Source organism: Sphingobium tyrosinilyticum (assembly GCF_042654265.1).
Classification (GTDB): domain Bacteria; phylum Pseudomonadota; class Alphaproteobacteria; order Sphingomonadales; family Sphingomonadaceae; genus Sphingobium; species Sphingobium tyrosinilyticum.
This window is the reverse complement of record NZ_JBHSFZ010000013.1, coordinates 127,056-145,789: the sequence shown is the minus strand read 5'-3', so window position 1 is coordinate 145,789 and position 18,734 is coordinate 127,056. Positions and strand designations below refer to the sequence as shown.

The 18,734-nt window shown below is 62.1% G+C and carries 19 protein-coding genes; 10 read left to right on the top strand and 9 right to left on the bottom strand.

The features are described from left to right. Positions 1–3: 3 nt before the first annotated feature. Complete coding sequence (gene pgsA, locus ACFO3E_RS08575) at positions 4–567, bottom strand: CDP-diacylglycerol--glycerol-3-phosphate 3-phosphatidyltransferase (RefSeq protein WP_066524179.1); 564 nt, start codon at positions 565–567, stop codon at positions 4–6. Positions 568–713: 146 nt separating this feature from the next. Between pgsA and ACFO3E_RS08570 the strand changes: the two genes are divergently transcribed. Next, complete coding sequence (locus ACFO3E_RS08570; RefSeq protein ID WP_380803785.1) at positions 714–2,009, top strand: MFS transporter; 1,296 nt, start codon at positions 714–716, stop codon at positions 2,007–2,009. Between the two features lie 9 nt (positions 2,010–2,018). Here ACFO3E_RS08570 and ACFO3E_RS08565 read toward each other — a convergent pair whose 3' ends face one another. Next, entirely contained in the window at positions 2,019–2,201 is a 183-nt protein-coding gene (locus ACFO3E_RS08565; RefSeq protein WP_380803783.1) for a hypothetical protein, read from the bottom strand. A gap of 108 nt (positions 2,202–2,309) precedes the next feature. Between ACFO3E_RS08565 and ACFO3E_RS08560 the strand changes: the two genes are divergently transcribed. The 9 genes from ACFO3E_RS08560 (at position 2,310) to ACFO3E_RS08520 (ending at position 11,544) form a co-directional block, all read left to right on the top strand. Next, a complete protein-coding gene (locus ACFO3E_RS08560; protein ID WP_380803781.1) occupies positions 2,310–4,370 on the top strand; it encodes a transglycosylase domain-containing protein in 2,061 nt (686 codons plus the stop codon). Between the two features lie 70 nt (positions 4,371–4,440). After that, a complete protein-coding gene (gene purT / locus ACFO3E_RS08555; RefSeq protein WP_380803779.1) occupies positions 4,441–5,610 on the top strand; it encodes a formate-dependent phosphoribosylglycinamide formyltransferase in 1,170 nt (389 codons plus the stop codon). Between the two features lie 33 nt (positions 5,611–5,643). Continuing rightward, positions 5,644–6,066 (top strand): iron-sulfur cluster assembly scaffold protein, encoded by a 423-nt coding sequence (locus ACFO3E_RS08550; RefSeq protein WP_380803777.1) that lies wholly within the window; start codon positions 5,644–5,646, stop codon positions 6,064–6,066. Beyond that, complete coding sequence (locus ACFO3E_RS08545; RefSeq protein ID WP_380803774.1) at positions 6,066–7,886, top strand: cation:proton antiporter domain-containing protein; 1,821 nt, start codon at positions 6,066–6,068, stop codon at positions 7,884–7,886. The genes ACFO3E_RS08550 and ACFO3E_RS08545 overlap by 1 nt, the downstream gene beginning before the upstream one ends. Next, positions 7,883–8,209, top strand: coding sequence for a DUF423 domain-containing protein (locus tag ACFO3E_RS08540; protein ID WP_066524189.1), 327 nt, complete (start codon positions 7,883–7,885; stop codon positions 8,207–8,209). Before ACFO3E_RS08545 ends, ACFO3E_RS08540 begins: the two co-directional genes overlap by 4 nt. A gap of 46 nt (positions 8,210–8,255) precedes the next feature. Beyond that, entirely contained in the window at positions 8,256–8,723 is a 468-nt protein-coding gene (locus ACFO3E_RS08535; RefSeq protein ID WP_066524191.1) for a Fur family transcriptional regulator, read from the top strand. 49 nt (positions 8,724–8,772) lie between these two features. Beyond that, positions 8,773–10,707 (top strand): 1-deoxy-D-xylulose-5-phosphate synthase, encoded by a 1,935-nt coding sequence (dxs, locus tag ACFO3E_RS08530; RefSeq protein WP_197486297.1) that lies wholly within the window; start codon positions 8,773–8,775, stop codon positions 10,705–10,707. 65 nt (positions 10,708–10,772) lie between these two features. Then, entirely contained in the window at positions 10,773–11,228 is a 456-nt protein-coding gene (locus ACFO3E_RS08525; protein WP_380803770.1) for an SRPBCC family protein, read from the top strand. Continuing rightward, positions 11,215–11,544, top strand: a complete 330-nt coding sequence (locus ACFO3E_RS08520; protein ID WP_066524194.1) for an ArsR/SmtB family transcription factor — start codon at positions 11,215–11,217, stop codon at positions 11,542–11,544. The genes ACFO3E_RS08525 and ACFO3E_RS08520 overlap by 14 nt, the downstream gene beginning before the upstream one ends. Positions 11,545–11,557: 13 nt before the next feature. Here ACFO3E_RS08520 and ACFO3E_RS08515 read toward each other — a convergent pair whose 3' ends face one another. The 7 genes from ACFO3E_RS08515 to purE form a co-directional block, all read right to left on the bottom strand. Beyond that, on the bottom strand, positions 11,558–11,971 hold the full coding sequence (locus ACFO3E_RS08515; protein WP_066524196.1) for a DUF3035 domain-containing protein: 414 nt from the start codon (positions 11,969–11,971) through the stop codon (positions 11,558–11,560). Continuing rightward, positions 11,971–12,483: a signal peptidase II gene (gene lspA / locus ACFO3E_RS08510; protein WP_380803767.1), complete on the bottom strand. Its 513-nt coding sequence runs from the start codon at positions 12,481–12,483 to the stop codon at positions 11,971–11,973. Before lspA ends, ACFO3E_RS08515 begins: the two co-directional genes overlap by 1 nt. 142 nt (positions 12,484–12,625) lie before the next feature. Beyond that, positions 12,626–15,511 (bottom strand): isoleucine--tRNA ligase, encoded by a 2,886-nt coding sequence (gene ileS / locus ACFO3E_RS08505; RefSeq protein ID WP_380803765.1) that lies wholly within the window; start codon positions 15,509–15,511, stop codon positions 12,626–12,628. A gap of 159 nt (positions 15,512–15,670) precedes the next feature. Next, positions 15,671–16,612, bottom strand: coding sequence for a bifunctional riboflavin kinase/FAD synthetase (locus ACFO3E_RS08500; RefSeq protein WP_380803763.1), 942 nt, complete (start codon positions 16,610–16,612; stop codon positions 15,671–15,673). Positions 16,613–16,655: 43 nt separating this feature from the next. Next, a complete protein-coding gene (locus ACFO3E_RS08495) occupies positions 16,656–17,156 on the bottom strand; it encodes a dihydrofolate reductase (RefSeq protein ID WP_380803760.1) in 501 nt (166 codons plus the stop codon). Further along, entirely contained in the window at positions 17,153–18,223 is a 1,071-nt protein-coding gene (locus tag ACFO3E_RS08490) for a 5-(carboxyamino)imidazole ribonucleotide synthase (protein ID WP_380803757.1), read from the bottom strand. Before ACFO3E_RS08490 ends, ACFO3E_RS08495 begins: the two co-directional genes overlap by 4 nt. A gap of 1 nt (position 18,224) precedes the next feature. Further along, complete coding sequence (purE, locus tag ACFO3E_RS08485; protein ID WP_380803755.1) at positions 18,225–18,704, bottom strand: 5-(carboxyamino)imidazole ribonucleotide mutase; 480 nt, start codon at positions 18,702–18,704, stop codon at positions 18,225–18,227. Positions 18,705–18,734 lie beyond the last annotated feature (30 nt).

Genomic DNA, 18,734 nt, shown 5'->3' with positions numbered 1-18,734 from the left:
GGGTCAATCCATATGCTTGACGCCGACCCGAAGATAGTCCCATCCGGTGATCAGCGTCAGTATTGCTGCGGCCCACAGCGTCGCGATGCCCACCAACTGCACGACCGGGAAATTGGGCACTGCACCAGCCAGGATCAACGCCCCCAGAGCGATCAGCTGAAATGCCGTCTTCCACTTCGCCAAGCGGGAGACCGGCACCGACACCTGAAGCCCCGCCAAGAACTCGCGCAGCCCGGATACCGCAATTTCGCGCAGCAGGATGATCATGGCGGCGACGACGTGGATACCTGCAATGTCGCGCGTGGCAGCCAGCATCAGGATGACCGCGCCCACCATGATCTTGTCGGCGATCGGATCCAGAAAGACGCCAAGCTTCGACACGGTTCCTTGTGCCCGCGCCAGATAGCCGTCGAAATAGTCGGTGATTCCCATTAGGCAATAGAGCGCGAAGGCGAAGGCATAGCCGGTCGTCCACCGCGCGCCAATTTCCGCCGGCCACAGCAGCGCGACCAGCAGCGGCACAGTGAATATCCGCGAAAGCGTCAGCAGATTTGGCAGCGTCAGCATGGCGGCGAACTGCCACAGTCCGTGCTCTTGCACAAGCAGAGGCGACAACGGCTTTCGCTGGCTTCGTGCGGACGGGGTTGGACAGAGGCCGCGGCAGCCGCTAGACCGCGCTCCGCTCGTCCACAGCGAAGAAGACCCCCTCGCCTATGCAAGCCTCCCTTAGGCTCCTCAACAAGCGACGTTTTCTGCCGCTTTTCATCACTCAGCTGCTCGGCGCCTTCAACGATAATCTGTTTAAGAACGCGATGGTGCTGTTCGTCGTGTACAGCGTCTATAATGACGAGCGGTCTGAAACATGGTTCAGCGCTCTGGCGACCGGCATATTCATATTGCCCTTTTTCTTGCTATCCGCCCTGTCGGGTCAGCTTGCCGACCAAAGGGATAAAGCGACCATCATCCGCTATGTCAAAGCCGCGGAAATCGTCATCATGCTGGTGGGTGCAACCGGACTGGGGCTCATCTGGAGCGGCTTCGCCGTCCATAGCCTCGCCATCCCGCTATTGCTCTGCGCCCTATTCGCGATGGGCATCCACTCTACGTTTTTCGGCCCGATAAAATATGCGATCCTGCCGCAGCATCTGCATGATGACGAAGTGCTGGGCGGCACGGGCCTCGTGGAGGCTGGAACCTATATCGCCATTCTAGCAGGGACAATCCTGGCCGGTATCATCCCGGTCGAAGCTGCCGCCATTGGCATAGTGATCACGGCGGCGGTCGGTTATGTGGCGGGGCGCGAAGTGCCTCCCGCCCCATCACTGCTCGACCGGCAGCCGATCGATTTCCATATCATCCGCTCTTCGGTAACGCTGGTGCGCGGCACCATGCATATCCGGCGGCTCTATCTCGCGATCATGGCGATCAGCTTTTTCTGGGCGGTGGGATCGATCCTGTTCATTCAGTTCCCACCGCTGGTCAAGAATGTGCTGACGGCCGATAAGGCTGTCGCCAGTCTATTCCTGGCCATCTTTTCGATCGGCATCGCCATCGGATCGATCGCCATCAACCGCCTGCTGAAGGGACATGTGTCGGCGCGCTATGCGCCCGCATCTGTCATCGGCATGGGCCTGTGCATAATCGCCTTTCACATCGTATGTGATCTTTGGACGCCTGCCGCGGCCGGGACGATGCTTTCGCTCCAGGGCTTCCTTGCCCATCCGCTCGCGGTGGCGCTTTCGGCCTGTTTGCTGGGCGTCGCGACATTCGGCGGCATGTTCGTGGTCCCGCTCTACGCCTTCCTCACCACTACCGTCGAAAAATGCGAGGCTGCCCGCACGGTCGCGGCGAACAATATCGTCAATTCAGGCGCCATGGTGCTGGGGTCCTTTTTCGCAATCGGCCTCAGCGTTGCCGGCATGTCTGTCGTCAATCAGTTGCTTCTGGTGGCCGCATTGTGCCTGCCCTGCGCCTGGATCGCCTGGACGCTGCACAAGGCTTGCGACTGAGGCGCAGCGTTAGAAAATGAAACTGTAGAAAGCCGTGAAGAAAGCGCAGAAGCTCAGCACGAAAAGCTTCCAGTCATTGTCATCCGACACGGCAGCCGGGACGCCCCGCGCTTCGAGCACATGATGCGGCAACCGCTGGCGGAAAGGGTGGCGGGCCGATTCAGTTGTCAAAGTGAGCGGTCGGGTTCGCATGGTCGCATGTTAACGCTTCATTTACCTTTTCGGCCATCCACAATCGTGGTTAACCAGAGAGTGTCCCGCGTCAGGACGATCTTGACTGTATCAAGTGATTAATACAGCATGGCCGAACCGATGAGAGACCCCCTCCCCGCGCCTCAGCCCGATCCACCCGCTCGCGACTTTGGCGCAGGGCCTCCCAGTGCGTTCGCTCCACCCACGCCTTGGCGGCGGCGTTTGCATATAGCAGGGTGGATCGTCGCGGCGATGCTCGCGCTGTTGATGCTGATGATCGCCTGGCTGGCGGTCACTGCTCCGCTGTCGCGCTCGCTCAAGCCGATTGCACCGCCGAGCGTGAGCCTCATGTCCGCTGACGGTCATCTCATTGCCCGGCGCGGCGCGATCATCGACCGGCCGGTCGCGATCGCCGACTTGCCCAAGCATGTGCCTCAAGCCTTCATGGCGATTGAGGACCGGCGCTTCTACAGCCATTGGGGCGTCGATCCGCGCGGCGTAGCGCGGGCCGCCTGGCACAATCTCTGGTCGGACGGGTCATCGCAGGGCGGCAGCACCATAACCCAGCAGCTTGCCAAGGGCGTGTTCCTGTCCAGCGATCGGACCTTCGGCAGAAAGGCGCGAGAGGCGATGATCGCCTTCTGGCTGGAAGCGTGGCTAACCAAGGACCAGATTTTCGAACGCTACCTATCCAACGTCTATTTTGGCGACAATGTCTATGGCCTGCGCGCGGCCTCGCTGCATTATTTCAACCGCCAGCCAGAGCGGCTCACCATCCCGCAAGCCGCGATGCTCGCCGGGCTGCTAAAGGCGCCCTCCCGCCTTGCCCCCACGACCAATCTGAAGGGCGCACGTGATCGTGCGGCGCTTGTGACCCAGGCAATGGTGGAGGCAGGCTACATCAGTAAAGCCACTCGGGATACGCTACGTCCAGCACGGCTCGACCTGAGGGAAGCGCCCAATTCCACCACGGGCACCTATTTCGCAGACTGGGTGCTGCCCGATGCGCGCGACCGCGCAGGCGCCGTCTATGGGGCGCAGACGGTCCCCACGACGCTAGATTGGCGTGTGCAGCGGCTCGCAGAGGCGGCCATCCGCCGCGCACCGCTGGGCAAGGCGGAAGCCGCGCTCGTGGCGATGAAGCCCGATGGCAGCGTCGTGGCAATGATAGGCGGCAAGAATTACCGCAAGAGCAGCTTCAACCGGGCGGTGCAGGCGAAGCGCCAGCCTGGATCAACCTTCAAACTGTTCGTCTATCTCGCCGCCTTCCGCGCAGGCATGACACCAGAAGATTTCGTGGAAGACACGCCGATCACGGCCGGCAGCTATCGTCCCGCCAACCATGGTGGCAAATATCGCGGACGAATCACCTTGCGGCAGGCCTTCGCCGCGTCGAGCAATGTCGCGGCAGTGCGATTGACGCAGAAGGTGGGTGTCGATGCTGTGATCAAGGTAGCGCGCGAGCTCGGCGTCACCGCCCCGTTGACCGAAGACCTAAGCCTCGCGCTCGGTACATCCGAAATCCCGCTGGTGGAGCTGGCGCAAGCTTATGCGACAGTAGCGGCGGGCGCTTACCCGGTGATAGCCCACGGCCTGCCGCCAGAGGAACAAGGCTGGTTCCAGCGGCTGATGAGTCGTCAGCGGCGTTTCAGTCAGGACCAGCTGGAAATGATCCGCGACCTGCTGTCGTCGGCCGCGAACCGGGGCACCGGCAGCGCGGCGGCGCTTCGCACCAGCACCTTCGGCAAGACTGGCACAACGCAGGACAGCCGCGATGCGATTTTCGTCGGCTATGCGGGCGGTCTGGTGACGGCAGTGTGGATCGGCAATGACGACAACTCGCCGCTGCCTGGCGGAGCGGCGGGCGGCGGTGTGCCTGCGCGGATTTGGCGCAATTTCATGGCAGGGGCGATCAACGAACCAGCCGAAGTGGCACCCGAGGAGCAGGATAGCGACCTGGTCAATGCCATCGCAAATGTGACGGTCGAGGCGGGGCTCGGCAATATGAGCGTCGGGATCGATCAGGACGGTATGTCCGTGAATATCGGCCCCAATCAGCTCCGCCTGCCGATCGACGAGCCCGAGCTGCCGCCTCCCGGGCCAACTCCATCGACACCGCCGCCGCGTATCGCGCCGACACAACCGGCAGACGAAGGCGTGGAACCCTGAGGATGATTGACGCCAAATTGGCGGTGACGGCATGCGCCTATGCTGAAGTAGGCGATTCGAAGGGCAGAAGATGGCATTTACCGCGAAGATATTGCTGCTGGGTTCGGGTGAACTCGGCCGCGAATTCGTCATCTCCGCCAAGCGGCTCGGATGCGAGGTGATCGCTTGCGACAGCTATGCCGGTGCCCCCGCCATGCAGGTCGCCGATGGATTCGAAATCTTCTCCATGCTTGACGCGGAACTGCTGCGCGCAGCGATCGAGCGGCACCAACCCGACTATATCGTCCCTGAAATCGAAGCGATCCGGACCGAAGTGCTGGCCGACGTAGAAGCGCAGGGCCGAACTGTCGTTCCATCCGCAAGAGCAACGATCATGACTATGAACCGCGACAGGATCAGGGAGGTGGCGGCGGTCGAACTTGGACTACGAACATCACGCTATCGCTATGCCGAAACCCTGGAGGAAGTGCTGGCTGGAGCGGAGCATACCGGCCTGCCCTGCGTCATCAAGCCAGTCATGTCATCGTCCGGCAAAGGCCAGAGCACCGTCCGGTCGCCGGACGAACTGGAGCGCGCATGGAATTATGCAGTCGCCAACATGCGCGGGGATCGCAGCCGCGTGATCGTCGAGGAATTTGTCGATTTCGACTATGAAATCACCCTGCTGACAGTGCGCAGCCGGGACGGAGTGAGCTTCTGCCCGCCGATCGGTCATCGGCAGGAACGGGGCGACTATCAGGAAAGCTGGCAGCCGGCGCCGATGACCGGCCACGCTCTTGCCGCCGCGCAAGACATGGCGCGCGCCGTGGTCGATAACCTTGGCGGATACGGCATCTTCGGCGTGGAATTCTTCGTGAAGGGCGAAGATGTGATCTTCTCCGAACTTTCCCCCCGCCCGCATGACACCGGCATGGTGACGCTGATCTCACAAGATTTAAGCGAGTTCGACCTGCATGCCCGTGCAATCCTGGGCCTGCCGGTCCCGGAGGTGCAGGCGCGCGGGGCTTCTGCCTCCGCGGTCCTGCTGGCAGATCGCGAATCGGCGGACTTTCGTGTGGAGGGATTGGCCGACGCTCTCGCCGCGCAAGAGGGACATGTTGACCTGCGCATCTTCGCCAAGCCCACGACGCGTCCCTATCGGCGCATGGGGGTGACGCTTGCCCTAGCGAACGATACCGACAGTGCCCGCCGCATAGCCGCTGACGCAGCCGCCAAACTGCGGATTATCTACGAAGGATAGCGTGATCGCCCGACCTGTCCTAAAGGGTCAAGGATGAGCGCCCCCCTCTATAACAAGGATATATTGCGGCTCGCCGCCAGCATCCCGCATCATCAGCGTTTGGCCGCCCCACAAGCAAGCGTCGAGAAGCGCTCGCCTACCTGCGGTTCGCGCGTCACGGCTGATGTGCGGATGGAGGACGGTAAGCTGGCCGCTCTCGGCCTGGATGTGAAAGCCTGCGCTCTTGGCCAGGCTTCGGCCGCCCTGATGGCGGCCCAGGCGATCGGTATGACCGCCGATGAACTGGCGGACGCGCGTGACAAGCTGACCGCCTATTTAGCGGGCCAAAGCGATGACCTGGATTTCTGGCCTGGGCTCGCCGTGCTGGCGCCCGCACGCGGATATCCGGCGCGTCATGCTTCGATACGGCTGGGTTTTGAGGCAATTGCCGAGGCCGCGCGGATGGCGGACGCTTGATGTCCAATCCGGCTGTTACAGCGGCACAGGCCCGATTTTCCGCAACTGACGTTCTACTGTCGGAAGGCGTGATCCTCCTCGGCGCGGCGGTACTGTTCGTTATGCTCTTCCGCCGCTTCGGACTTGGCGCGGTGCTGGGCTATCTCGTCGCGGGCGCACTGGTCGGACCGCAGGGGCTTGGCCTCGTCGGCGGCGGAGAATCGAAGCTGGCGATCGCGGAGATCGGCATCGTCCTGCTGCTTTTCCTCGTGGGCCTTGAACTTCATCCGGCCCGGCTGTGGCGATTGAAGCGGGACATTTTCGCGCTGGGACTTGCGCAGGTGGTGATCTGCGGACTGGCGCTGACTGCGATTATCTTCTTCACCACCGGCTTTACCTGGGGCGCGGCGATCGCGCTTGGTCTGCCGCTGGCGTTGTCGTCCACCGCGCAGGTTCTGCCCAGCCTCAAGAGCAGCGGCCGGATCAACTCACCTTTCGGTGAGAAGGTTTTTTCCATCCTGTTGTTCCAGGACCTGTCGATCGTCCCGCTGATCACAATCGTGGCGGCCCTTTCGCGCAATCCTGCTGATGCGGGAGGTCCGCCGGGTTGGATGCTAGCAGGCTATACCGTAGCCGCGATCGCCGGACTGGTCTTAGCGGGCCGATTCATCCTGCGTCCGTTATTGCAACTGGTCGGCCGCCTTGGCGAGCGGGAACTATTTGTAGCGGTAGGGCTGTTCACCGTCCTGGCCGCTGCCGCGCTGATGCATGCGCTTCACCTCTCGACCGCACTTGGCGCCTTTGTGGCAGGTGTGATGCTCGCCGACTCTCCTTACCGGCACGAGATTGAGGCGGACGTTGAACCATTCCGTTCGATCTTGCTCGGTCTCTTCTTTCTCGCCGTCGGCATGGTTCTCGACTTGCACACTGTTGCCGCCAATCCTGTCTTCGTAATCGGTATGGCGGCCATGCTGGTTCTCACCAAGGCGCTGCTGATCAGCGGCCTTGCCCGGCTGTTCGGTATGGAATGGTCGCAAGCGGTGGGTGCTGGTCTGCTTTTGAGCCAGGGCGGCGAGTTCGGCTTCGTCCTGTTCGCACAGGCGCAAAATGCCCTGCTGGTCGCGCCCGAAGGCGCCAGCCTGTTCAGTGCGATCGTCACCTTTTCCATGGCGACGACCCCCTTCCTCATGCTCTTCGCCCGCCGGTTCGAGTTCGCCAAGCCTAAAAACCCCACCGATCTGGCTGGACCGGACGAGGCGACACGCGGCACGGCGATCATCGTTGGCTATGGTCGCTTCGGCCAGACGGTGGCCCAGATGCTGATGGGCCATGGGTTCGAAGTCGTGCTGATCGACAAAAAGCCAGCGCAGATCGAGGTTTCGAGCCGGTTCGACATGAAAGTCTATTACGGCGACGGGACACGGATCGACCTGCTGCGCCGGTCAGGGGCAGAGGAAGCGCAGCTGATCGCCTTCTGCCATGACGATCCTTCGCTCGACAGCCGGGTGCTTGAACCCATTGCCGAGGCTTTCCCGCAAGCCGCCCTGCTCGTCCGCGCCTTCGATCGACGCCAACTTCTCGCTCTCAAGGACATGGATCTTGCGGGCATCGTTCGCGAAGTCTTCGAATCGGCTATCTGCATGGGCGTGCAGGCGATGGCGACATTGGGCGTTCCCCAGCCGGAGATCGAGGAAGTCGAACGCCAATATCGCCAAAATGACGAACAGCGCTTGACCGTACAGAGTGAGCAAGGAACATTGATGGCTGCCAAGGAACTGATGTTCCGGCCCGGCCGCCGCATGCATCTTATCGCGCGGGGCGAGGAAGAGGAAAAAGCATGATCGCAGTCCTGGCCGCTTTGTCGGCCGCGCTAGCCATCGCGGCGGGCGCTTTTGGTGCCCATGGTGCATCCAGCCCCCAACACGCGGAGTGGCTGCGGACCGGCGGCCTCTATCAGCTGATCCACGCGGTCGCGGCGCTCACCTTGGCCAACGCCGCACGAGGCCCTGCGCTGCTGCTTCTGACTGGCGCGGCGATCTTCGCTTTTTCGCTCTATGCGATGGCGATAGGCGGGCCGCGCTGGCTGGGTGCGATCACGCCGATCGGCGGCACCTTGATGATCGCAGGATGGCTATGGACGGCATGGATCTACTGGCGCGGCTGACAGCCTGCCCTTGCCCCGAACAGCACCCAAGCATAGATTAACCCATATGGCCGAACAGCATCACCACCATCATGAACCGACGGGGCAAAGCCTGGCGGAAGCGGCGCGCACCACGCTCGAAGCGCAGAATGAGCAGTGGACGCCGATGCGCGCTGCGATCTTTGATGCCTTGGCGGCGGAAGAAAAACCGACATCGGCCTATGACATCGCCGACAATGTCTCCAGGACGCGTGGCAAGCGGGTAGCGCCCAACAGCGTCTATCGCATCCTCGACCTGTTCGTCGCGAACAACATCGCAATGCGCGTGGAAAGCGCCAACGCCTATATCGCCAATGCGCATCCGGGCTGTCACCATGACTGCATCTTCCTCGTGTGTCGAAGCTGCAAGGAAGCGACTCATGTCGATGACGACGCAGTGACCGGCGATGTGCGCGCAGTCGCGGAACATCAGGGATTTCGGCCAGAACGCCCTGTAATCGAGATTTTGGGAACTTGCGCCAAGTGTATGGCGTGAAGGGAGCGTTGCGCTTTACCCAGGAACGGCCTAGCGCGCTCGGGAGTCTATGTCTTTCATGAATGATCGCCCCTCCACACCGCTGCTCGACCAGATTGTCTGGCCGGCGGACCTGCGCACGCTGAAGCCGGAACAGCTTCACCAGCTTGCCGACGAACTGCGGCAAGAGGTGATCTCCGCCGTTGGCGTTACCGGCGGCCATCTGGGTTCAGGACTGGGTGTAGTTGAGCTGACCACCGCCATCCATTATGTGTTCGACACGCCCAACGACAAGCTGGTCTGGGACGTCGGCCACCAATGCTATCCGCACAAGATTCTGACCGGCCGGCGCGACCGCATCCGTACGCTGCGGCAGGGCGGCGGCCTGTCTGGCTTCACCAAGCGGGCCGAAAGCGAATATGATCCGTTCGGCGCGGCGCATAGCTCGACATCGATCAGCGCGGCGCTCGGTTTTGCTGTAGCCAGCAAGCTTTCGGGCAAAGCCGGCAAAGGCATTGCGGTTATCGGTGACGGCGCCATGTCGGCCGGCATGGCCTATGAGGCGATGAATAATGCCCGCGAGGCCGGGAACCGGCTGATCGTGATCCTCAACGACAATGACATGTCCATCGCACCTCCGGTGGGCGGCCTGTCGGCCTATCTTGCGCGCCTAGTGTCCAGCCGTGAGTTCCTTGGCCTGCGCGATCTGGCGAAGCGCCTCGCGCGCCGGCTGCCCCGGCCGCTGCACAATGCTGCCCGCAAGACGGACGAATTTGCACGCGGCATGGCGATGGGCGGCACCTTGTTTGAGGAACTGGGCTTTTATTATGTAGGCCCGATCGACGGACATAATCTGGACCAGCTGATTCCTGTCCTCGAAAATGTGCGCGACGCGGCCGAAGGTCCCTGCCTCGTCCATGTTGTTACGCAAAAGGGCAAGGGTTATGCGCCCGCTGAAGCCGCAGCTGACAAATATCATGGCGTGCAGAAATTCGACGTCATCACGGGCGCTCAGGCAAAGGCTCCTCCTGGCCCGCCCAGCTATACCGCCGTGTTCGCGAAGGCGCTGATTGCCGAAGCGCAACGCGACGAGACCATCTGCGCAATCACAGCAGCGATGCCCTCGGGCACAGGCCTCGACAAATTCGCTGAGAGCTTCCCGGCTCGCTCCTTCGATGTGGGCATCGCCGAACAGCATGCAGTGACCTTCGCGGCCGGACTGGCTGCCCAAGGCATGCGCCCCTTCTGCGCGATCTATTCGACCTTCCTGCAGCGCGCCTATGATCAGGTCGTGCATGATGTTGCGATCCAGAATTTGCCGGTGCGTTTCGCTATTGATCGGGCGGGACTGGTGGGCGCGGATGGATCGACGCACGCTGGCAGTTTCGACATTACCTATCTCGCCACGCTCCCGAACATGGTTGTCATGGCTGCGGCCGACGAGGCAGAACTGGTGCACATGGTTCACACCTGCGCGGTCTATGATGATGGCCCGATCGCCGTTCGCTACCCACGCGGCAACGGCATAGGCATACCGCTGCCTGAAACGCCCGAGCGGCTGGAAATCGGCAAGGGCCGGATCGTACGAGAGGGGCGGCAGGTCGCTATTCTCTCCCTCGGAACCCGGCTTGAAGAAGCGCTGAAGGCCGCCGAGGTGCTGGAAGCCAAGGGTCTGTCCACGACCGTAGCTGACCTGCGGTTCGCCAAGCCACTCGATGAGGCGATGATCCGCCGCCTGCTGACGACCCACGAAGTCGCCGTGACGATCGAGGAGGGCGCGATCGGCGGTTTGGGCGCGCATGTGCTGACGCTGGCTAGCGACCTTGGTCTGATAGACAATGGCCTAAAGCTGCGGACGATGCGCTTACCGGACGTTTTTCAGGATCAGGACAAGCCTGAGCTGCAATATGCCGACGCGCGTCTGGACGCGGTAGCGATTGTGGAGACGGTGCTGACAGCACTTCGCCACAACAGTCCCGGCATCGGCACAGAGGCTCGCGCTTGAATCGCAACCAAATGGTTGCTTAACTCACCCAGAGGGCGCATGTCTGCAATCAGGAGGTTGCCGACATGCCTGAGTCCATCACAAAGAGCGTCGATATCGCCGCGCCCATTGAACGCGTCTGGGATGCGCTCATCAATCATGAGAAGTTCGGAACGTGGTTCCGTGTAGCGTTGGATCAGCCTTTTGTTGTCGGCCAGCCATCCACGGGACATATGACCTATCCAGGCTATGAGGATTATCGCTGGGAGGCGCGGGTAGTAGCGATCGAGCCCATGAGGCGCTTCGCATATGAGTGGCCAGCCACCGGCGGCGACAAGGAGTTGATGGAGAGTGGCGTGCCCGTCCCGGAATGGACGCTGGTGGAATTTCTACTCGAACCGACGGGGGATGGCACGCTGCTGACGGTGACCGAAAGCGGCTTTGATAAGGTGCCGGAGCCTCGACGGAGCGATGTCATGCGCTCCAATGATGGCGGTTGGACGGAGCAGGTTCAGACCATCCGCGCCTATGTTGAAGGTTGAGAACGCCCCTGCCCGGCTTTTTGCGGCTCTGGGCGATGTAACGCGGCTGGGATTGATAAGTCATCTCTCCGACGGCACGGCGCGCTCCATAGTTCAACTGGGCGAAGGCTTGCCGATCACTCGGCAGGCCGTTGCAAAGCATCTGGATGTGCTACTAGGCGCTGGATTGGTGGAACGCACCCGGAGTGGCCGGGAAGCGCTCTTCGCTCTGCGCGCGGAAGCGGTTGCGGAAGCGCGAGACTGGCTTGCTCAGGTCGGTAGCCAGTGGGAAGAAACTTTGGGCCGGTTCAAGACCTTTGTCGAGAACCAGCCCTAAGCCTTTGTTGCAATTATTGCTGTGGGACAGCCGCGCGCGCATCCTGGCCGTCGCCTTCCGGAGCGGCGATGATTTCACGAGTCGTAGCGCCCTTATCCACAACCTCGGTCCCCGGATCACCAACGGAGGAACGAATGCCCGCAGCAGCATTGGCGCGACCCGCAGCCGTCAAGGCAGCCGCCTCGGCAGCGCTGCGCTGAGCCGGGCCACCAAACATGGCTTCCACTGCAGCGCGGCTGGAATCGACTGACGCGGCGGCTGGAGTGCCGGGTGCGGGCGGGACCAGCGCGTAATCAGGCGGGATCACCAGTGGAGCCTGGCGCGACACGGCGAACTCATCGGGGCGGTCACGGTTGAAAAGGCCGCCGCCACCGCCGCAAGCGGACAGCATCGAAATCAGGCCAGCGGCGAGGATCAGTTTACGCATTAGTTCAATGACTCCGTCTTTGCGCCCTTCTCGCGCAGCAGAAGCGCCCGCGCAAGAAGGATCAACACGCCGAAAGTGATGGCCGCATCAGCCAGGTTGAAAATCAGGAAGGGCCGCCATTCACCGAAATGCAGGTCGGCATAATCGACCACATAGCCGAGGCGCACGCGATCCACGATATTGCCGATCGCACCGCCAAGGACGAGGCCGAGCGCCGCAACGTCCTGCCGCGCCTTTTCACGCCACATCCACACGCCCACGAAACCCGCGATCAACATGGTCATCCCGACCAAAATCCAGCGCATCATGTTCGTGTCCGCGTGGAAAAAGCCCATCGAAACGCCCCGATTTTCGAGCCAACGCAGGCGGAAGATCGGCAGGATTTCGATGCCGTCATCCAACCGGCTCTTAAGGGCGAGCGGATAGGTGACGGTATATTTGATGAGCTGGTCCATCGCCAAAATGACGATCGCGACAATCAACCCAAGGGGGCGGTGATTGACGACGGCCATCAGCAGTACGAGCCGCAGGATTTGAGTGGCAAAGATGACACGAGAGAACCCCAGAGAAGCGCCATATTATTCCTGTTTTCCTGCAGCCCCATCCCGCGCTGGGCATATAGCCCGGTACAGCGCGTGTAGGACAGAGCAAAGATCATGCACCAAGCACTTCATCGCAGCGGTTGCAAAGGGTGCCGTCTTCCTCAACTTCCGGCAGCAGGCGCCAGCAGCGGCCGCATTTGTGCCAGTCGCTGGGCTTGACGATAATGCCGTCGCCCACACCCGTTTCGATGCGCGCGACGATGGCGATTTCGGCGAAGTTCACACCGTCACTGGGGACCTGCTCGCCCATGGTGACGTCGGCCTCTAGGCTGGAGCGGATCACCTTTTCGCGGCGGAGCGGTTCGATGGCTTCGTTGACCTGATTGCGCTGGCTGCGCAGGGCGGTCCATTTGCCTTCGAGGCCGCTGTCGAGCCAAGCCGCATCGATCTCGGGCCATTCAAGGAAGTGCACGCTTTCTTCTTCATTTGGATAGCGGCTTTGCCACACTTCCTCAGCAGTGAAGGGTATGATCGGCGCGGCATAGCGGACGAGCGCGTGGAACAGCGTGTTGAGCACCGTGCGATAAGCGCGGCGCTTAAGGTCCGACTTCGCATCGCAGTAGAGGCAGTCCTTGCGGATGTCGAAGAAGAAAGCCGACAGGTCGCTGTTGGCGAAATCGAACAGGGCGCGGGTATAGCGGCTGAATTCCAGCCAATTCTCGCTCCCCGCCGCCTTATCGACCACGGCCCTGAGGTCCGCATCGAGCTTGGAGAGCAGGTGGAGCATGTAGCGCTCCAATTCCGGCATTTCGTTGACGGGCAGCTTTTCCTCTTCGGAAAAATCAGAAAGAGCGCCAAGCAAGTAGCGGAAACTATTGCGGAGTTTGCGATAGGCGTCAGAGGATCCGGCCAGCACTTCCTTGCCGATGCGGACGTCATCGAAATAGTCGGTGCTTGCGACCCAGACGCGAAGGATGTCGGAGCCGCTTTCGCCGATCACCTTCAGCGGATCGACCACATTGCCGAGGCTCTTCGACATTTTCCGGCCCTGGCCGTCCAGCGCGAAGCCGTGGGTGAGGACGGCGTCATAAGGTGCGCGACCGCGGGTGCCGCTGGCTTCCAGCAGCGAGGACTGGAACCAGCCGCGATGCTGGTCGGAGCCTTCGAGATAGAGGTCGGCGCGGACGCCTTCTCCATAGCGGCCCTCGACCACGAAGCTGTGGGTTGAGCCGCTGTCGAACCAGACATCGAGAATGTCGTTCACCACCTCATAGTCATTGAGGTCGTAATCGGGACCAAGAAACGCCTGGTGATCCGCACCGAACCAAGCGTCGGCGCCCGCGCTCTTGAAAGCTTCGATGATGCGAGCGTTGACCGCCTTATCAACGAGATACTCGCCCGTCTTCCGATTAACATAGAGGGCGATAGGGACGCCCCAGGCGCGCTGGCGGCTGATCACCCAATCGGGGCGGCCCTCCACCATCGAGCGGATGCGGTTGATCGAGCGCTCCGGCACCCACCGGGTCTTTTCGATGGCGTCGAGCGCGGTGCCGCGCAGGGTCGCGCCGTTACCTTGGGCAGCGAGGATCGCTTCTTCTTCGGCGCAGCGCGGGATGATGCCGTCGCCGATCGCCCGGTCCATCGGGATGAACCATTGCGGGGTGCAGCGGAAGATGATCTTCGCCTTGGAACGCCAGCTGTGGGGGTAGCTATGCTTGAAGTCGTCCGACGCGGCGAGCAGACCGCCAGCCTCCCTAAGGTCCGTGCAGATCGGTCCGTCCTTGCTGACGAACTTCGGGTTGATGACCGACCCCTGGCCGCCGAGCCACGCCCAATCCTCGCGATATTTTCCGTCATTTTCGACGGCGAAGACGGGATTGATGCCATGCGCCTTGCAGAGTGCGAAGTCGTCCTCGCCATGGTCAGGGGCCATGTGGACAAGGCCAGTGCCGGCGTCCGTGGTGACGAAATCACCGGGCAGGAACGGGCGGGGCTTGGCGTAAAAGGCGAGCGCAGCCTCATCCACAGGAGCGGGATCCTGGCTTCCGCCGGGATGACGAAGGAGGTTGTAGATCGGATGGCGCGCCACAGCTCCAGTGAGTTGCGAGCCCTTGAAGTGCTTGTGCGGCTGCGCATGGAGCAGGCCAGTGCGCTCCTTGAACGGGCCGATCAGAGCTTCGGCGATAAGGAACTTCCGCCCCTCACCTTCAAGCAGGACATAATCGACTTCCGGCCCGTAGGCCAAAGCCTGGTTCACCGGGATAGTCCAAGGCGTCGTCGTCCAGATCACCGCATGGGCGCCGACCAGTTCGGGCGCGTTGGGCGCATCGACAATCTCGAACGCCACATCGATCTGGGTCGAGACGATGTCCTCATATTCGACTTCCGCCTCGGCCAACGCAGTCTTTTCGACCGAGGACCACATGACGGGCTTCGCCCCGCGATAAAGTTGGCCGCTCTCCGCAAATTTCAGCAGTTCAGACACGATGGTAGCTTCGGCGTCGAACTTCATGGTGAGATAGGGATCGTCCCAATCACCCATTACGCCGAGGCGCTTGAACTGCTCCTTCTGAACCCCGACCCATTTGTCCGCATAGGCACGGCATTGAGCGCGGAATTCCTGTGCGGGAACCTCGTCCTTATTCTGCTTCTTTTTGCGATACTCCTCCTCGATCTTCCATTCGATCGGAAGGCCGTGGCAGTCCCAGCCGGGCACATAGGGCGCGTCCTTGCCGAGCAGCGACTGGCTGCGGACGATGATGTCCTTCAGCACCTTGTTCATCGCATGGCCCATATGGATGTCGCCATTGGCGTAGGGCGGGCCATCATGAAGGATGAAGCCTTCGCGGCCCTTCCGCCGTTCGCGCAGCTTGCCGTAGAGGTCCATTTCCTCCCATCGCGCGAGGATCGCCGGTTCTTTCTGCGCCAGGCCCGCCTTCATCGGGAAGTCGGTGACGGGGAGAAAGACGGTGGACTTGTAGTCAGGCTGATCGGTCATCTTCGGTCCGGCACTAAAACTCACCGTTCGTGCTGAGTGGGGACTGAGCTTGGCGAAGGCCCGTATCGAAGCATCTGCGCAAGACCAAATCCTTCGATACGCCATTTCGACAAGCTCAATGGCTACTCAGGACGAACGGAGTAAAATGGAAAGTGCGCCCTACGCGAGGTGTGGCGTTCTCGCAAGGATTTGCCGCGCGGCGTCGCAGTCCTTGGCGATCTGGGCTGTGAGCGCCTCCAGCCCGTCATATTTCGCCTCGGGCCGGAGATAGTCGATCAGTTGCACTTCGATGCACTGATCATAAAGGCTTTCGGCGAAATCGAAGAAGTGGGGCTCCAGCAATTCCTTCGGCGGATCGAAGCTGGGGCGGACGCCAAGATTGGCCGCTCCATCCAACACGCGGCCGTCGGGCAGCAATCCGCGAACCGCGTAGATGCCATAGGCGGGGCGAAGATAATGGCCAAGGTCGATATTGGCGGTAGGAAAGCCGATCGTGCGGCCGAGCTTGTCGCCGTGCTGAACCAGCCCCTGAATGGCGAAAGGCCGGGTCAAAAGGCGAGTAGCCGTCGCGCAATCCCCCGACTTCAGCGCTGCGCGGATGCGGCTGGAGGACACGACTTCCCCGCGCTCATCGGTGACAGGCGCGACTGCTTCGGCACTCATGCCGCGCGCCGCGCCAAGCTGCGCCAAGGTCGCCACCGTGCCGCTGCGGCCCTGGCCGAAGGTGAAATCCTGGCCTGTGACCACGCCTGCGACGCCCATCCCTTCGACCAGCAGTTCGACGAAATGCTCGGGGTCCAGCGCAGCGAGTTGGCGGGTGAAGGCGAAAACGAGCATGGCGTCCGACCCTGCCTTGGCAAAAAGAGCTTGCCGCTGATCCAGCGTGGTAAGGCGGAACCAGGGCGTATTCGGGCGGAAAAGGCGCATCGGATGCGGATCGAAGGTCGCAATGATGACGGGACGTCCTTCCGCGCGGGCGCGAGCGACTGCCCGGCCGACGACCGCCTGATGGCCGAGGTGAAACCCGTCAAAATTGCCCAGCGCCATGATGCTCCCGCGCAAATGGGCGGGGATCGGGACGCCACTTTCAAGCCGCTCCATGGCGGTGGCTATAGGGACCTGCCCCGCCGCTGGCAATGCGGCTTCATGGCGCAGTGCGGCGGCGGAAGGTGACGAAGCTGTAGGCGGGATATTCGCCCTGCGCGGCATGATCCTGCCGCGCGACCTCCTGCCATTCGGTAGCGTCGGGATAGGGAATGGCCGCATCGCCGGGCGTATCCAGATGAACCTCGGTGAGTTCGATGCGGTCGGCTTGTGGAAGGAACAGATGGTGGATTTCCGCGCCGCCGATCACCATGACCACGGGCGCGTCCGCCAAACGGATCGCTCCGGCAACGTCATGAGTGACCTCCGCGCCTTCACGGCTCCATCCGGCGTCGCGAGTGAGGACGATATGACGGCGGCTGGGAAGCAGGCCCGGCAGGCTGTCGAAAGTCTTGCGGCCCATGATCATGGGATGACCAAGGGTGAGCGCCTTGAAATGCTTGAGGTCCGCTGGAAGCCGCCAGGGGAGTCCGCCGTCCCTACCGATCACGCCATTGTCGGCGCGGGCGAGGACAAGGACGATCTCCGGCTTTGCACTCACAGCGTTAGCCGGGTGACATGGCCCATCTTGCGCCCGGCACGCGCTTCATGTTTACCGTAGAGGTGCAGATGGGCAGCCGGATCGGTCAGGATCGCCTGCCAGTCATTCGCTTCGTCGCCGATCAGGTTGCGCATTTCCACCCGCTTGGCGGCGAGGCGGGTGTCACCCAAAGGCAGACCGCAAATGGCGCGGACGTGATTTTCGAACTGGCTGGTGACGGCGCCTTCGATGGTCCAATGGCCGCTATTGTGCACGCGCGGAGCCATTTCGTTGAAGACCGGGCCATCGGCGCTGGCGAAAAACTCCAGGGTCAGTACGCCGACATAGTCCAGTGCGGCAGCGACCTGCGCGGCAAGGGCCCGCGCACCCTCTACCTGCGCCTCGATGCGTTCACCTGCAGGAGCCGTGGAGGTGGACAGGATGCCATCGACATGGACGTTGGCGGGCGAATCCCAGAAGCGGACTTCACCGTCCGCGCCGCGCGCCAGGATGACGGAAAACTCCTCCTCAAAAGTCACGAAGCCTTCAAGGATCGCGCTCTGCCGGCCGATCGCGTTCCAGGCGCCGACTGCATCGCCCGGCTCGTTCAGGCGCGCCTGCCCCTTGCCGTCATAGCCCATGCGGTTGGTTTTCAGGATCGCGCGGCTGCCGATGGTGGCGATCGCCTGCTCCAGATCGTCGAGGCTCTCGACCGATGCGAAGGGCGCGGTGAGCCCGCCCAGGTCGCGCACGAAGCTCTTTTCCGCCAGTCGGTCCTGCGCCACGCGCAACGCTTGTGCGCCCGGACGGACCAGGCCGTGGGTGGCGAGCACTTCGACCGCTGAAGGGTCGATATTCTCGAACTCATAAGTGACGACATCGACGCTGTCTGCGAAAGCCGCCAGCGCGGCTGCATCCTCATAGGCGCCCTGGGTCCAGCGCGGAGAGACGTCAGCAGCCGGGCCGCTCGTCTCGGGTGCATAAATGTGGGTGCGATAGCCCAGTTGCGCGGCGGCGATCGCGATCATGCGGCCGAGCTGGCCGCCGCCAAGAATGCCGATGGTGGAACCGGGCGCGATGGTCGTCATCTTATTCGGGCGTCTCCGCGACGTCGTTGGTCTGCTTTTCACGCCACATATCGAGCCGCTCCGCCAGCGCGTCGTCGGTGGTGGCCAGGATCGAGGCGGCGAGCAGCGCGGCGTTAATCGCGCCGGGCTTTCCGATAGCAAGAGTGCCAACAGGTATGCCGCCGGGCATCTGCACGATCGAAAGGAGGGAATCCATGCCCTTCAGCGACTTGGATTCGACCGGCACACCCAGCACCGGGAGGCGCGTCATCGAAGCGGCCATCCCGGGGAGATGAGCCGCGCCCCCTGCCCCGGCGATGATGACCTTCAGGCCGCGGGACACCGCGCCGGTCGAATAGTCGTAAAGCCGCTGCGGCGTGCGATGGGCCGAGACCACCTTGCATTCATGCGGGACGCCGAGAGCGGTCAGCGTCTCGGCCGCATGACGCATCGTTTCCCAATCGGAACGCGATCCCATGATGATGCCGACTTTAGCGGTCATTCGCCTGACTTCCCCTGATGGCGCGGAAAG